At 39.6% G+C, this 15821-nt stretch carries 8 protein-coding genes; all 8 read right to left on the bottom strand.

Annotated features, from left to right (window positions below; all coding sequences use genetic code 11):
- Positions 1-31: 31 nt before the first annotated feature.
- On the bottom strand, positions 32-1063 hold the full coding sequence (locus RBH95_RS14195; RefSeq protein WP_307900227.1) for a sugar-transfer associated ATP-grasp domain-containing protein: 1032 nt from the start codon (positions 1061-1063) through the stop codon (positions 32-34).
- A 22-nt stretch (positions 1064-1085) separates the two neighbouring features.
- Positions 1086-2423: a CoF synthetase gene (locus tag RBH95_RS14200; protein WP_307900228.1), complete on the bottom strand. Its 1338-nt coding sequence runs from the start codon at positions 2421-2423 to the stop codon at positions 1086-1088.
- 49 nt (positions 2424-2472) lie between these two features.
- Entirely contained in the window at positions 2473-3774 is a 1302-nt protein-coding gene (locus tag RBH95_RS14205) for a tyrosinase family protein (RefSeq protein WP_307900229.1), read from the bottom strand.
- A 98-nt stretch (positions 3775-3872) separates the two neighbouring features.
- Positions 3873-8165 carry a fibronectin type III domain-containing protein gene (locus RBH95_RS14210; protein ID WP_307900230.1) on the bottom strand — a complete coding sequence of 1431 codons (4293 nt, stop codon included), beginning with the start codon at positions 8163-8165 and terminating at the stop codon, positions 3873-3875.
- Positions 8166-8594: 429 nt separating this feature from the next.
- Positions 8595-10547, bottom strand: coding sequence for a sialate O-acetylesterase (locus tag RBH95_RS14215; RefSeq protein ID WP_307900231.1), 1953 nt, complete (start codon positions 10545-10547; stop codon positions 8595-8597).
- Positions 10548-10556: 9 nt separating this feature from the next.
- The gene (locus tag RBH95_RS14220; RefSeq protein ID WP_307900232.1) at positions 10557-12086 is read right to left on the bottom strand and encodes an alpha-L-fucosidase; all 1530 of its coding nucleotides are present in this window, start codon (positions 12084-12086) and stop codon (positions 10557-10559) included.
- Positions 12087-12095: 9 nt separating this feature from the next.
- Positions 12096-13511: a cellulase family glycosylhydrolase gene (locus RBH95_RS14225; RefSeq protein ID WP_307900233.1), complete on the bottom strand. Its 1416-nt coding sequence runs from the start codon at positions 13509-13511 to the stop codon at positions 12096-12098.
- A 17-nt stretch (positions 13512-13528) separates the two neighbouring features.
- Complete coding sequence (locus RBH95_RS14230; protein ID WP_307900234.1) at positions 13529-15775, bottom strand: glycoside hydrolase family 3 C-terminal domain-containing protein; 2247 nt, start codon at positions 15773-15775, stop codon at positions 13529-13531.
- Between the last annotated feature and the right edge of the window lie 46 nt (positions 15776-15821).

Consider the following 15821-nt stretch of genomic DNA (forward strand, 5'->3'; position numbering starts at 1 on the left):
AGACGTTGTCTTCGGCTTTTTTGTTTTATCATTACCTTACTTCTTCTAAAATACCTCGATACAAGGGATGCTTTAAATAGCCACCATAGGCTATATCTGCCATAAAAATAGAAGGATACTCATTAGCTTCTATAATAACTGGGCCATTCTTGGAAATTGCAATATCCCAGCCAATATAGCGATCAGGCAAACACTTAACAGCCCGAATAACTAAATCTTTAACCTCCTCAAAAAAAGGAATTGTATACCCCTTAAATACAAAACCAGAATCAGGATGCTCCTTATATTCAGCTCCTCCATACTCCATATATTGATGTCCTACCTCCCTTAAGGTCCCTTTTTCCAGATCTATCCCAACATAAAAGCCACCGGCATGGGCATTATCCACAAAACCACTCCCCACTCCAAAGCGCATAAAAGCGGATAATATGTGAATTTGATTCTGTTTATCAATAAAGGTTTCCACCCTAATCGTATTCACACAATTGGGATGAATTTTATTTACTTCCTCATGCTGCACTACTACTTCTTCATGAATGCAACAATTCTTTAAAAGAAACTCCTTATTGTTACTCAAATCTTCTTCCAAGGTATCTTTTGAAATTCTATAACACCCTGTTCCTCCATAAAGAGAAATTGGCTTAAGGAAAAGTACTGATTGCCCAGAATCCTTAAAAACCATCTTAAAAAACTCCATTAACCCCTTCAAATTTTCTACACTATGAAGTTGTTTTTTATAAAAAAAATGGGATTCAAAATTATGACTAACCAGGCCTGGAACTGGCAAATCGTTTTGTTTACAAAACAGTGAAAAATTTAACTTATTAGATATTATCGTCAAATACTCCTCTTTGTGGAATGTGTCCCTATATTTTATTCTATTGGCCTCCTTAGTGCCAATATAGTCTTGATAATTGACTACATTTTTTCGATATAAGTATTTAAAATAGTAAAACGGAATTTCCCGTTTTTGGAAAAGTAGTACGGTACATTCTTTAATTATCTTTAAAGGGGGCTTTTTGTTTTTATCTTTTAAGAATACAGCCAATCGATTTTGCTTCATGCTAACAATTTTTCTTAGGTTGTTAAATAGTTGCCATTCCTTTATCCCTTCCTGATTTCTTACTTTTGTTTACTACAAATTTTCTTTTTCCAGAGGACAGTAATGGTATTTCATTAACATATTCAAACTCAATCTCTGAATCTGCTCCCAACAACTTTAAGAATTCCTCTTTAATATCTTCCTCAGAATTAAAGGCCTTATCCACATTTAATTTAAACAAATATTTTTTATCCCCCTCCTGAATAAATTGATACTGTTTTATATGAGGATACTTTAAGATATTATAAACAGCATAAGAAGAAATAAAATTACCGTTAGAGTCGTAAATCATATCCATTTTTCGCCCCTCGATCTTCATTAACACAGGATATTCATTATGAGTTTCGTCTTCATAATCCATCATCCCAATATCCCCAGTATCATAACGAATCATTGGCATACATTCATTAAATAAATCCGTCACTACGATTCTACCTAGCTCACCTCTTTCAACAGGTTCCGTACTGTTCAATTTTAAAATTTCCACATAATAACTGGCCCAATTAATGTAAAATCTGTTGCTATCGCCCAACAATTGTTGGGCGATAATTCCATTTTCTACATTGGAGTATCGAGAAACAACCTTTACCCCAAAATAGTTTTCGATAACTTCCTTCGTTTCTTGATTTAATTTTTCCCCTACAGCAATTATAGATTGTACTCCGCAGTCATTGGAAACTTCCTTACCCGATTTCAAAATGTAATCCCGTATCTCGTCCAATGCAGAGGCATAGGATACTATTCCTTTCCGTGAACTGTTACTTTCAATTTCATGCAACAGACCTTTAATGTCATTTTGAGTTAACTTAGAAACGGGATGCATATAAATATGTCGTTTCCAAGCTTCGAATGGGGATTTGCTGTTGTATTGGTCCCAGTGCCTTATGTAAAACAATTTATCACCAACATTAAACCCTGCTTGCTCTGCGAAGTAAATAACATCTGCTGTGTTCCTGTACTTTTTGTTTAGGTTTTGATACACTTTAAACGGGGTGCCGGTAGAACCACTTGTATAGGCCGAAAAATTTTCCTGATCCAGGTACTTTACTGATTTAAAATCATCGTAATAATTAACAATGATGTTTTTATCAATAATTGGAAAATCTGAGAGGTCTTTAAAACCTTTATACGAACTATAAAATTGTGTAGAAGATACAGCGTGCTTCAAAATAGCGTCTAAATTCTCCTTTTGCTTTTGCCTTGAGTTTATGGAATTGAGATTGCTCAAAATCTCTTTAACCTCTGTATATTGATTTTTTATATGCTTGCCTTTTAAAAAGTCAACACACCAAAACACTTTTCTCCTAAACAGTTCTAACATCCCCCTAAAATTTAATTTCCTGTAAAAACCTAGTCACTCCAAACTGAAATCACTCCTTGACAATTTTTTTCCTTAACACCAATCTGTTGCCATTTAAAATCTCTATTATATAAACACCTCCAAGCAAATAATTTAAATCCTCCAGTTGATATTGGTTAGTCTCGTCAAAATATTTTTGCAACACAATACGTCCAGAAATGTCATATATCACAACCTCATCCATACCTTGTCTATTCGATTCTTCAATTTTTAGATCTAAAAATGTATCGAAAGGATTCGGCGAAACTGAAATGGCAGCTTCAAAATTTGGATCGGTTGGGTTATAGGCATTCTTATCTAAAATAGCGGGGTCATATTCAAACGGATTTGGATTATTGATTCTGGAAGCTAACAAACTTGTATTGTCCAACCTTGACGCTTGATTTCCCGTATCAATCCTCGCTACAAAAGAACTCCCCGATTGCGCCGTAAAACCAGGCAATAGATTTATTTCATTTATGGAGGTTACCTGACAATTGGTATTGGAAGGCACTACAAAGTTATCTCCAACATCTATAATGAATTGATAGTAGAAATTTTCTATGCTATGATGAGAATTGGACACTGTATAATCTGAGAGACTGGCTAATTGGTTTTCTGCATAAAAAACGCCCAACACATTACTATCTGTAATATCATCTGGGTCTACCAAAGGCAATACTTCCCCATTAAAGACATAGGTGCCATCATAACGAATCATGGATGTAATGATATGCGAAGATCCTCCAGGATTAGCAGTTTCCCAATCATCCCATAATTTATCAATAAAAGTATGATGCAGGTAAAATATAGGATCTCTTGGCGATAAAGTTGTTGGCATAGCCCCTCCTACCCATCTATGGGCACCGGCATGCACACGCCCCCTTTCCATTGAGTTAGCATACTCCAAAAAATCCTGTACCGCTTGTACTGTAGAGACTTCTTGAGGGGTAGGCAATAAATTTATATCATTATCCTCATAAGTACGATTCAATAACCAAGCAGCATCAAATGACCCCATAAAATCTTCATCCCATACAGGAGAAAATATAGATTGATCTTCGGAGGAATCCCACCAAGGAATACTTATATCCGGGTTTAATTCCTGCATGGCCTGTTCCATTTCAAACATTTGATATCTATGCCAAGCAAAGAAAATTTGACGTTCCGGTTCATCAGGAAGATTAAAATGAATATCCAGTTGAGTAGGATCTGAAGCACTATCAAAATTGAAAAAATCCGAATGAAACTGAGCCAAATCTGCTACTAGATCAGGGCCATTACGAAGTTCGTAAAACGCATTTACTAATTCATCTCTTTCGTACTGCGTCATTTCTTGATAGTTTTTACGAATACTTTGGCTCCAAGAACTCTGGAACACTAAGCACCATAAAATTAATGATATTTTCAATCGAACACTCATGTAAAACGTTAATTTTCAAACCTTTTAACAGTTTTCTCCAATTCTTGAATTCTTTTCTCCTGTTGAATAATATAAAGTGTCAATTCTTCAATTTTCTGTAACAGAATAGCATTCATTTCTCCCAAACCAATTCCTTGTTGCTCAACTTCACTTGCACTTGGTACATTTATCAAATGGCCGTTCTCCTCTATATGTGTTTCAACCTCTAAAAGGGAAGGCAAACGGTACGAACTATCAAAAACATAATCTGGCCATGACGCTTGTAAGGCAACCCTAACTTCTTCTGCTATCATATTACCAGCCACAGCTAACCTATAACCTTGAGTATTGGTGGTTCCAATTCCAATATTTCTGGTAGCAAACAAATCTCTACCAGTCCAATCTACCGTATCCAGATTAGCATTTATGGATGTATAATCAACAATCCCTGAAGTAGTAGTAACATTCAATACCGTGCTTGGATTTGAACTATTATCTGCAGCATCAATAGCCGCTACTGAAAAACCATAGGAGGTTTCAGCTGTCAAACCCGTTACTACAAAGGTTATCACTCCAGCACTAAAACCTATACTTTGCCCGTCTTGAAAAATTTCATAATCCACAACACCAACATTATCTGTAGACGCTCCCCAATTCAATATTAACGCTGTATCCGTAACATTGGTAGCTAAAAGGCCTGTTGGCACACTTGGCGCCTCCGTATCTGGCGGAACCAAAGTGGTAACCTGTAACACTGCGCTTTGATTAGATACATTATCAGAAGCATCTATGGCCGTAAGGTTAAAATTATAAGTTGTGTTTCCACTAAGCCCTGAGACATTAAAAGTTAGAGCCCCAGCACTAAAGCCAATACTTTGTCCGTTTTGAAACACTTCATAATCCACAACGCCAACATTATCTGTTGAAGCCTCCCAATTCAAGGTTAATCCTGTATCGGAGACATTTGTTGCCGACAATCCGGTTGGAATACTTGGTGCCTCCGTATCTGGTGGACTTAAGGTGGTTACCTGTAAAATGGCACTTTGGTTGGAAGCATTATCAGAAGCATCAATGGCACTCACAGTAAAGTCATAGGTCGTTTCTGGTGTTAGCCCAATAATCCCAAAACTCAACGCTCCTTCACTCAGCCCGATACTTACCCCATTCTGGAATACTTCATAGTCTACAACACCAACATTATCTGTCGAAGCCAGCCAATTTAAGGTTAACCCTGTATCGGAGACATTGGTTGCCGACAATCCGGTTGGAATGGTTGGTGCCTCTGTATCCGGAGGACTTAAGGTATTCACCTGTAAAATGGGACTTTGGTTGGAAGCATTATCCGAAGCATCAATGGCACTCACAGTAAAGTCATAAGTCGTTTCTGGTGTTAGCCCAGTAATCCCAAAACTCAACGCTCCCTCACTCAGCCCGATACTTACCCCATCCTGGAATACTTCATAGTCTACAACTCCAACATTATCTGTCGAAGCCAGCCAATTTAAGGTTAACCCTGTATCGGAGACATTGGTTGCCGACAATCCGGTTGGAATACTTGGTGCCTCCGTATCTGGTGGACTTAAGGTGGTTACCTGTAAAATGGCACTTTGGTTGGAAGCATTATCCGAAGCATCAATGGCACTCATAGTAAAGTCATAGGTCGTTTCTGGTGTTAGACCAATAATCCCAAAACTCAACGCTCCTTCACTCAGCCCGATACTTACCCCATCCTGGAATACTTCATAATCTACAACACCAACATTATCCGTAGATGCTTCCCAATTCAAGGTTACCCCTGTATCGGAGACATTTGTTGCCGACAATCCGGTTGGAATACTTGGTGCCTCCGTATCTGGTGGACTTAAGGTGGTTACCTGTAAAATGGCACTTTGGTTGGAAGCATTATCCGAAGCATCAATGGCACTCACAGTAAAGTCATAGGTCGTTTCTGGTGTTAGCCCAATAATCCCAAAACTTAACGCTCCTTCACTCAGCCCGATACTTACCCCATCCTGGAATACTTCATAGTCTACAACACCAACATTATCTGTTGAAGCCTCCCAATTCAAGGTTACCCCTGTATCCGAAACATTGGTTGCCGACAGTCCGGTTGGAATGCTTGGTGCTTCTATATCTGGAGCATTTAAGGTGGTTACTGGTAAAGCTGTACTTTGAGCCGAAACATTACTTGCGGCATCCACAGCACTTACTGTAAAACTGTAAGTTGTATCCGAAGACAGTCCTGTGACCCCCAACGTGAGAGCTCCACCACTTGTTCCGATTAAATTCCCATCTTGAAATATCTGATAGTCTACAACTCCAACATTATCAGTGGAAGCCTGCCAATTAAGAGTAGCTCCCGTTTGAGTTATGTTTGTAGCGTTCAACCCCAAAGGTACACTTGGTGCTTCCTCATCTGGAGGCGGCGTCAGAGTAGTGACCTCCAAAGCTGTACTTGGCAATGAAACATTAGTGGCGGCATCCAAAGCTGTCACCGTAAAATTATAAGTGGTCGCTGCCGTCAGTCCCGTTATATCAAAAGTCAGAGTACCTCCACTGAAACCAAGGCTGTTGCCATCTTGAAACACTTCATAATCCACAACGCCCACATTGTCTGTAGAAGCCAACCAATTTAGGATAAAGCCTGTTTCGGTAAGGTTTGTAGCATTCAATCCCGTAGGTGCGGATGGCGCTTCGGTGTCGGGAGGTGTCAGAGTAGTGACCTCCAACGCTGTACTTGGCAATGAAACATTAGTCGCGGCATCCAAAGCCGTCACCGTAAAATTATAGGAAGTCGCTGCCGTCAGTCCCGTTATATCAAAAGTCAGAGCACCTCCACTGAAACCAAGGCTGTTGCCATCTTGGAACACTTCATAATCCACAACATCCACATTGTCTGTGGAAGCCAACCAATTTAGAGTTACTCCCGTTTCGGTAAGATTTATAGCATTCAATCCCGTAGGTACGGATGGCGCTTCGGTGTCGGGAGGTGTTAAAGTCGTGACTTCCAATGGCGCACTTGGCAATGAAGCATTAGTAGCTGCATCCAAAGCCGTTACCGTAAAATTATAGGAAGTCGCTGCCGTCAGCCCCGTTATATCAAAAGTCAGAGTACCTCCACTGAAACCAAGGCTGTTGCCATCTTGGAACACTTCATAATCCACAACACCCACATTGTCTGTGGAAGCCAACCAATTTAGAGTTACTCCCGTTTCGGTAAGATTTGTAGCATTCAATCCCGTAGGTACGGATGGCGCTTCGGTGTCGGGAGGCGCTAAAGTCGTGACTTCCAACGGTGCACTTAGCAATGAGGCATTAGTAGCTGCATCCAAAGCCGTTACCGTAAAATTATAGGAAGTCGCTGCCGTCAGTCCCGTTATATCAAAAGTCAGAGTACCTCCAGTGAATCCAAGACTGTTGCCATCTTGGAACACTTCATAATCCACAACACCCACATTGTCTGTGGAAGCCAACCAATTTAGGGTTACTCCTGTTTCAGTAAGGTTTGTAGTATTCAATCCCGTAGGTACGGATGGCGCTTCGGTGTCTGTTGGGCTTAATGTCGTAATTTGCAAAACAGCACTTTCCGCTGAAGAATTTCCAAATCCATCAACGGCCACAACCGTAAAATCATAAGATGTATCAGAGTTCAAACCGGTAACATCAAAACTAAGTCCGCCCCCGCTAAAACCAACACTTTGCCCATCTTGAAACACTTCATAATCAACAACACCAATATTATCTGTTGCGGCAGTCCAATTAATAGTAACACCAGTTTCACCAAGATTTGTAGCATTTAACCCCAAAGGAACCGAGGGATTTTCATTATCAACTAATAGTATACTAACATTATCTATCACTACAGAATTCCCAACTTCGGCTCCAGACCAAGGAGCTGCATATATTCTTATAATAGGGTTTGCATTGGTAGCTACTACAGTCCAAGTATATTCTGTCCAATTGGCCGTTGTCACAAGTGTTGTAGCAAACCCATTTAAACCAAACCAATTTGCAAATGCAGGTTGAAAACTCGTTGGTCCTAAACGCGCCCATATACTAATTTGATACGTTTCCCCTACAATAGCATTGAAGGCATAATTTCCTTCCTTCCCTGAACCGTTTGTAGTTGTAGCCGCAATACTTACAGCAAAGTTTCCTGAAAAGGGATTATCTGCAGTAGATGTAATATTTCCATTACCATTCCAGCCAGTAGTTGCATTTGCTTCGTTCAATATAGAAGCTGCATTGGCATCGTCGTGCAAGTTTTGACTTAATAAAGAACATACAGACAAAAACATTAATAAAAAGCAAAATTTTTTCATAGCCTATGAGTGATTAAAAGGAACCAATACTCAGTTCATGAAGATAAATACGCTATCAATCTTCGGTGCTATTAATCTGTGCTTAAGAAGTCTGTACTATATCTAAAGGAGGTACCTCTAAAGATACCGAAATTTGAGGTGTATTTAAAATTAATACCTCCTATTTGACAAAAAAAACGACAAAATACAAATTAACGATACTTATATTACAATTTACTGATTTACAGATACTTATTGCGCTTAAGCGTATACAGAAAAGCCTCTAATATAGAGGTAAATACCTTTCAACATTTACCAAGAGATATGTCGAAAGATCCTATTAAAATATTACATTAAAGCTTGAGTTCTACCTTTGGCAATAAAAAAACCCACTTAAAAATCTATTCAAGTGGGTTCTAAATTAATTTACTCTTAGGAATTGATAAAACCTTAATTCATTACTTCATAAGCACCTTCTGCGGTAATGGTTTTCCAAGTATCCGATCTAAAAGGAGAAGCCGGAAACCCTTCTTCGTTATATAAATTACAATCTCCCGCATCATCTGCCCAACCAAATCTTACGGCAATTGGACTAGATACCTTATCAGAATAAACAATTACCTTATTATCTTTTATAAAGGCTTTGGCATAGTGAAATTCCTGATCTTTCCCCGCGACTTCAAAACCTTTCACATATCCATACTTATCGGGCGTCATCAAACCACTTCCAATATTATCAAAGCTCACGACAACTTGATTTCCTTTAACTTCCATTGCATTGTAAATTGGACTTTGCCATACAACATCCTCTTTATATACATTGTGCATAGCAATTGCAGCCAAACGCTTACCTACATCCTGCTTATTTGTGGGGTGAATATCCGTGGCAATACCAATATCTGTCGTCACACACATGGCTGTATTGGGAACGGTTTGTGCTGTGTAAGCCTGAGCTTCCCGTAACTCTGCCCACGGACTTCCATTATTACTGTTTCCATTGAATTCGTTAAAGCTAGACAACTGTACAAAATAGAACGGAAACTCTCCTTGGCCCCATTGTTTTCTCCAATCATTAATCATTAAAGGAAAACTCGTTTTATACTGAACTGCACGGCTCACATTGGCTTCTCCCTGATACCAAATAACACCTTGAAAACTATATGGAATCAAAGGGTTTACCATAGCATTGTACAATAAGGACGGATGATTGTTTGGTGAAAATTCATAGCGCACATCCACAACATTGAATTTCCACGGCCCAGCCAAAGAAATATCGGTATCTCCAATCGTTAATTTCAAATCTGATGCGGCTCCATAAATACCGCCGCCTCCAACATAATCGGTTACCTTTACAGCGATCACATTAGGACCTGCCTTAAGTATCCCCTTGGCAACGGAATACTTTCTGCTTAAATCGTACTGACCTGTAGTACCTACTTCAACACCGTTAACATAAGTAACATCAACATCATCCACTTTTGCCAAATGCAAAATAAAAGGCTTGCCTGCCAAGTTTTCCGGCACAGTAAATGTTTTCCTGAACCAAACTACGCCATCCATATTTGGCAATTGTTGGTTTTCCCAAAGGCCGGGAATATTCATTACAGGCCAATTACTGTCATTAAAACCCTCTTCCATTACCGTTTGCAAAGCCTCTTCACTTAGCGTACCTCCTTGAATTGTTTCAATTTTCTTAGAAATAGCTGCCCTTTGTTCTTTAATAAGACCTTCTAAATCCAGATTTGGCAAACCAGCCATAAGTTTTCTAAATTCATCACTATTTGCCAGTCCCTCTTCACTAGTCCAAGTTTCTACACACGTACCACCCCATGTGGTATTGATTAAGCCAATAGGAACATTTAATTCCTGATACAGTTTTTTTGCAAAGAAGAAGCCTACTGCTGTAAAATTGGCGACATCTTCTTTGTTTGAAATGGTCCAGGCTCCCTGCTTTAAATGAGATTTTGGTTGCGCACTCATATCCTGAGCTACCAAAAACTGTCTGATTTTTGGATAGTCGGCGTCATTCATTTCCTGTTCGGCATTGGTAACACCACTCACAGCAAACTCCATATTGGACTGCCCGCTGCAAATCCATACTTCTCCAACTAAAATGTTTTTAATTTGAATGGTATTCTTACCCTTAATAGTCATTGTGAATGGCCCTCCAGCTTTTTCCGCTTTCAATTCCAAAGACCATTTTCCATCTTTGTCCGCTTTGGTTTTAACTTTTTGTCCGTTAAATGAGACCTCTATTTTTTCATTGGCATCAGCCCACCCCCAAACAGGAATAGGCTTGTTGCGTTGCAAGACCATATCATCTGCAAACAGTAAAGGCATTTCAACCTTGGCATAACCAAAAATGCCCAACAATAAAATAAAAGGCAATACAAACTTTTTCATGTTCCGTTATTATTTTTTAGTTTCAATTTTAATTACAAATGCTTTGTCATCGATGGTTTGACTTGGTGTGATCAATTTCAGGCCTTCGGTTTCAAGTGAAAAAGGAATATCTTGATGCCATCCTAAAATGCTCAATTTTTCAATAGAAAGTCCATCCTCTTCCAGCACGTTTGACGTTACAGATGTCAATGTAATCGGTGTATCATTACCGGGCCAGCCCAATACAATGGCATAGATGGTATTCCCTTTTTTGGTGTACCTCACATCTTGAGCTATGTAAGTTAATTTGTCCAAAAACATCCCTGATTTCTCCTGCTTGGTTGGTCCTTCCCCGAACACTTTCCACGTTGAAGATCCATAAATTGCTTCTCCGTTGGTGTTCAGCCAATCCCCAATAGTCAATAAAATTTGTTGTTGGTTTTCTGGAATAATTCCGTTTTCCATTGGAGAAACGTTCAACATCATCGCGCCATTTTTACTCACAATATCCGCTAACAAATCAATGATTTCATCGGCAGTTTTCAATCCCAAATCATGGGTATAACTCCAACTGCCTACAGACACGGTTTCATCGGTTAACCAATAATCTTCGGTAATCTTGTTCATACGCCCTTTTTCAAAGTCCTCCACACTCACCGATTTTGGTAATTCTCCTTCTTTATGCGTAATGACCACTTCTTGGTTACGCGCTAAGGATTGATTAATATAATAAGCCGCAAATTCTTCTTTGTAGGTATCAGGAATTTTATCCAATTTCCCATCAAAATAAATTAAATCCGGATGGTAGTTGTCAATCACTTCTTTTAATTCTGCCAACCAATTGCTGTAAAACACCTCTTTTTCAATGTTCCCATATAGAATACTCAACTCAGGATCTTTAGAGGCTGTTGGCATTTTTGGATTGTATGGAAAGTACGAAGTGTCATCCAACCATTTTGTAGAATCCTGTTGAAAAATCTGCAAGTTTCTAGCCTTATGGAACGAGGTGACAAACTTCATTCCCTTCCCGTGGATAGCTTCACCTAGTTCTCCAACAATATCGCGACGCGGCCCTTTGTCCATAGAATTCCACGGATTGGTTTCACTGTCCCAATTGGACCAACCATCATGGTGCTCGGCTACGATTCCAGCGAATTTAGCTCCTGACTTTTGGAACAAATCGGCCCAAGCTTCGGCATCAAATTGTTCAGCCTTAAACATGGGCACAAAATCATGGTATCCAAATTCTGAAGGCTCTCCATAAGTTTCCACATGGTGTTTGTTTTCAACACTACCTTCTACGTGCATCAATCTAGGATACCAATCGTTGGCAAATGCCGGTACAGACAACACGCCCCAATGGGCATAAATCCCAAACTTCGCCTCACGAAACCATTCTGGAGCTTCTTGGTAGGCTGCCAAGGAATCCCAATTAGCTGCGTAGCGAGGCGTGGAAGCTTCCTCATTTTGAGGTTCCTTTTTACTGTTGTTACATGCTGAAAACACAAAGATAAGCACCAAAAGGCTGATGCTTATCTTTGTTAATCTATTGCTATTCATTGTTATCGTTTAATTATTGATAGCAGCATCAATGATGTCTGGGAAGTACTCTTCGCCGGTATTCCTATTGAACAATCCCATTTGGTGATTATCGGGGTAACCATTATCCCAAATTACAGGTACCATGCCATGGTTTAAGGCCGATTCTGTAGTTTTTTGGTAATAGTAAGCTCTGTACACTTCAGCCCCTTCTACTTCGCCTCTATAGCTTGCACCATACTCACCTAAAATAACCCCAATGCCTTGGTTCACAAAATTTGTTTCCATTTTGGCAAATTGGGTTTCTAACCAATCTTCATCACCCCATCCAGATGTTGCTGAAGGATCTGTAGCAATTGCTCCCCACTGCCAAGCATTGTCATTACTTACTTCCAAAGTAAATTGATATGGGTCATAATAATGAACTTCCATCAACATTCTATTGGCCACTGTATCTTCTGGAACTACCGCAAAATTAACAGTGTGATCTATATTGGTATTGAAGCCTTGAACCGTTAGGTAACGGTAAGCATTTCTCCCTCCTGTAGCTCTTACCGCAGAAATAAAAGTTTGGTTAAAGCTATTTTGAACCGTATAATATTCTTCAGTCGGCGTTCCATAATCACCTTCTACCATTACCTCATTAGACCCAGCAAATATCAAATGGTAATCATAATCTCTAAAATGCATAGCGATTTGTCTCCAAATTTTAGACAATTTATCATTCACAAAAGCTTGTTGATCATAAGTTGGCTGCATCCAACCTCCATCCCAGTGGTTATTTACAATTGCAAACATATCATTAGACAGCACATAGTTCACCACTTCTTCAACTCTCGTGAGTCCTTCTTCACTAATAGTATAACAACCATTATCTTCTTCAATGTAATTAGTCCATGCTACAGGAATTCTAACGGTATTAAAACCCGCAGCCTTTACAGCATCTATTAAATCTTGGTTAATCTCCGGATTACCCCAAGCAGTCTCTCCTCCAATAGATTCCAAGGAATTTCCAACATTCCAACCTACTCCCATAATCTCTGTTAATTGTACAGAAGTATAATCACTCATTTCACTTGGGTCTGCTTCAATAGCTCCCTCCTGAAAAACTTGGATTTCATGAGTTGTTTCAGCTGTATAAACAGTAACCACTGCAGTACGCTCGGTTCCCATCTCTGGAGCTGTAATAATGATGCTTCCATTTCCAGCTCCTGATGTGCTCGAAAAAGTTAACCAATCTGCCTCTGAACTTACACCCCAAGTAATATAAGGAGAAGCCGTTACATTAAAAGTTGCTTGCCCACCACAATCAGAAAAATTTAAATCATTGATATCAACAGAAAATGTTCCATTTCCGTAATTGTCATCATCCTCATTGCATGACGCAAATCCGATCATTAATACGAACAAAGCCGTAATTTTTAGAATGCTATTAATTGCTTTCATAACCTATTTTTTGAATGTTAGTTAATTATTATTGTTTGTTCTGCAACTATATTTCTAGAGGAATTACCTACTCGAATTTGGTAATTTCCCTTTTCAACTTCCCATGATTTGGTATCTACATTGTAGAACGCCAATTCTTTTACAGGTATTTGAACGCTTATTGTTTGTGAAGCACCTACCTTAACATCTACTTTGGCAAAGCCTTTCAATTCTTGGGCTGCACGCTCTACTTTAGATTCCGGCTTAGACACATATACCTGTACTACTTCCTTACCATCAACTACACCGGTATTATTTACAGCTACTTCTACTGAAATGGTTTCATTTTCCGTGTAAGCCTCTGCATTGGTTTTAACTCCTGAAATTGAAAAATCTGTATAAGACAACCCATAGCCGAACGGGTATAGAGGCGCTACATTTTTAGTATCGAACCAACGGTAACCGACTAAAATACCTTCCTCATATTTTACCACATCATCACCAGGGAAGCTGTTAGTAGCATGTGCAGGAGAATCTTTTAAAGCTACTGGCATGGTCCAAGGTAATTTACCTGAAGGGTTAATATTCCCCACCAAAACATCTGCCAAAGCATTTCCTCCTTCTGAACCGTTGAACCAACTCCATACCAAAGCTTTGCTACTTTCGCTCACATTTTTAATGTCGAAAGGCGCTCCGGCAATCATCACCACAATAGTGTTAGGATTTACCTCCATTACTTTTTTGATCAACTCTTCCTGACCAAACGGCAAGTTCAAGTTTCTTCGATCTGAAGCTTCGGTTTCGTAATCTCTGTTAGACCCTGCAAAAATGATAGCCATATCAGAGTTTTTAGCAGCTGTTAAGGCTTCTTCCAACTTCGCTGGATCCAATTCATCCACCGTGATTGGGCCCTTTAAGGTTACTTCCTGTTTTTGATCATTCTCATTTTTAGAATAACGCTCCAAATACCCTTCGGCGTAGTTGATTTCAATACCTTCTGGCAATCTATTTTTTAATCCTTCCAACGGTGTTACCTCACGCTTGGTTTTCACACCGGCTCCAAATCCTCCCAAGGCATTTTTCTTGGTAGCGTTGTTTCCAATAACTGCAATGCTTTTCAAACCTTCGGTTTTTATTGGCAACATGTTGGCGTCATTTTTAAGAAGTACCACAGACTCCGATGCAATCTTGTAGGCATCTTCAAAATGTGCTTCGGTGCTGATGCTTCCGGTAGCACGTCCCTTATCGTCCATGCTCTTAAGCGTGTACATCACCTGCATGATTCTGCGTACGGATTTGTCCACCTGAGCTTCGGCAACTTTTCCTGATTTTACTGCTTCAATTAAGGCATCTGCAAAGTAAAACTCATTGAATGGTTTTGGTGTTCCCATTTCAATATCAGTTCCATTCTCCAAAGCCTTTTTGGTATCATGAACCGCAGCCCAATCGGAAATTACAATTCCTTCAAAGCCCCATTCATCACGCAGGACTTTGTTCAGCATATAGTCATTTTCACATAGGTAATCGCCTCTAAATTTATTGTAGGCTCCCATAAAACTATAAGCATGCGCCTCTTCTACCGCCGCTTTAAAAGCTGGCAAGTAAATTTCGCGAAGCGTACGCTCATCAATTTGAACGTCTACAAAATCACGATTGGTTTCTTGGTTATTAGCTGCATAGTGTTTTACACAAGCTGCCACATCATTTTCCTGAAGCCCAACGATAAAAGGTACCGTCATTTTTTTGTTCAAAAACGGATCCTCGGTGAAATATTCGTAGGTTCTTCCTCCAAGCGGTGTACGGATAATGTTAATGGCTGGCGACAATAACACATCCTTATCTCTTGCGATGGCCTCTTCCCCAACACTGTTTCCAAAAACATAGCTCAACTCAGGATTCCAGGTTGCTGCTACACCTCCACCCGCTGGGTAGTACGTTGCGAAGTCATTGTCCCATCCTGCAGCTGACCAGTTATCTTTTGAGATTTCTTCTCGAACTCCCAACGGCCCATCGGCCATGGTCAATTCTGGAACTCCCAAACGCTCCACAGCAGCAGTTGCAAACATGGTGCTTCCGTGCAACATGCCTACTTTTTCTTCCAAAGTCATTTGTGCCATCAACGAATCGATTTTAGCATCGAATTCGTGGGTTACCGGTTTCCCTTTATAGGTGGTCTCCACTTTGGCACTCTCGGCCACTACTGGCTCGGATGTCTTTTCTTCCTTACATGACATTGCCAGCAAAGACGCTGCAACTACAGAGGTATATATTAATTTGTGTTTCATGTGTAATATCTATTATTCTATTTGAACTGACGGTGTCTCTAAATTA

The organism is Mangrovimonas sp. YM274 (genome assembly GCF_030908385.1).
Taxonomy (GTDB): domain Bacteria; phylum Bacteroidota; class Bacteroidia; order Flavobacteriales; family Flavobacteriaceae; genus Mangrovimonas_A.

What these genes read in the sequence shown, in the direction of transcription:
- RBH95_RS14220 (WP_307900232.1), bottom strand. Translation starts at nt 12,086, where the DNA reads ATGAATAGCAATAGATTAACAAAGATAAGCATCAGCCTTTTGGTGCTT.
- RBH95_RS14210 (WP_307900230.1), bottom strand. Translation starts at nt 8,165, where the DNA reads ATGAAAAAATTTTGCTTTTTATTAATGTTTTTGTCTGTATGTTCTTTA.
- RBH95_RS14205 (WP_307900229.1), bottom strand. Translation starts at nt 3,774, where the DNA reads ATGACGCAGTACGAAAGAGATGAATTAGTAAATGCGTTTTACGAACTT.
- RBH95_RS14195 (WP_307900227.1), bottom strand. Translation starts at nt 1,063, where the DNA reads ATGAAGCAAAATCGATTGGCTGTATTCTTAAAAGATAAAAACAAAAAG.
- RBH95_RS14215 (WP_307900231.1), bottom strand. Translation starts at nt 10,547, where the DNA reads ATGAAAAAGTTTGTATTGCCTTTTATTTTATTGTTGGGCATTTTTGGT.
- RBH95_RS14230 (WP_307900234.1), bottom strand. Translation starts at nt 15,775, where the DNA reads ATGAAACACAAATTAATATATACCTCTGTAGTTGCAGCGTCTTTGCTG.
- RBH95_RS14225 (WP_307900233.1), bottom strand. Translation starts at nt 13,511, where the DNA reads ATGAAAGCAATTAATAGCATTCTAAAAATTACGGCTTTGTTCGTATTA.
- RBH95_RS14200 (WP_307900228.1), bottom strand. Translation starts at nt 2,423, where the DNA reads ATGTTAGAACTGTTTAGGAGAAAAGTGTTTTGGTGTGTTGACTTTTTA.